We start from the raw sequence: 727 nt of genomic DNA, 5'->3' as shown, positions 1-727 counted from the left end.
GGAAACACGTGGGCTAAAATCCCGAGCGAAGCGACAGAGCCCACGTGTTTGCGTCCCAGCGAGCGGAGCGAGTGCCTTAATTAGTTTGTTATCTTCTACTTCGATTGCCGACAAGTAGACCTGCTACACTCAGATCTTCATCCAGTTGCGGCCAGTGAATGCCTTCACCATCACCCAATAGCTCCCAATCCTGTAATTGTGATGTGCTTGCTTGAGAAAGGTTAGGAAACCATGATAAAGGTACAGAGATTGTTCTGCCGTCGATTAATTCGACGATTAAAGAACTTTCGTCGAAAGATACCGACAGAGCTTGTGGGTGATGTTCAATTGCTAAAGTAGCCATTCCAAGCCTCCAAAAAAGCATCTCTATTTTCGACAACCAGCTTTTCCAAAGTTCTGAGTTCTTTTGGAGTAAAGCGAGTTGAACTTGCTAACGCGACCGGACGAAGCCAGAACTTAGCTAGCGTTCTGTCGCGTTGAATATGAATGTGGGCAGGTTCACCGGTTTCATTGCTGTAGAAGAAAAAGCGATATGGCCCAATTTTTAATACTGTTGGCATGTAGAAAGGTTATATGAAAAGTGCAGGAATTCCAACGAGAAGATAACACCCAAATAAGGGGCGCAAACATGGCGGCTACAATCGGAGCGAAGCGACACAGCCGCCATGTTTGTGTCCCAGCGAGCTTGCGAGTGACTTAATTTGATTGTTATGTGCCCGCAACAAAT

General features: G+C 46.1%; 2 protein-coding genes. Both read right to left on the bottom strand.

Features of this window, described 5'->3' with window-relative positions; genetic code table 11:
• Positions 1-88: 88 nt before the first annotated feature.
• Complete coding sequence (locus tag ACXAFQ_RS20480) at positions 89-343, bottom strand: DUF2442 domain-containing protein (protein ID WP_474825218.1); 255 nt, start codon at positions 341-343, stop codon at positions 89-91.
• Positions 324-560 (bottom strand): DUF4160 domain-containing protein, encoded by a 237-nt coding sequence (locus ACXAFQ_RS20475; RefSeq protein WP_474825217.1) that lies wholly within the window; start codon positions 558-560, stop codon positions 324-326. Before ACXAFQ_RS20475 ends, ACXAFQ_RS20480 begins: the two co-directional genes overlap by 20 nt.
• Between the last annotated feature and the right edge of the window lie 167 nt (positions 561-727).

Source organism: Alteromonas sp. ABH2_165, from assembly GCF_056159945.1.
This window is presented reverse-complemented; position numbering and strand designations above follow the sequence as displayed.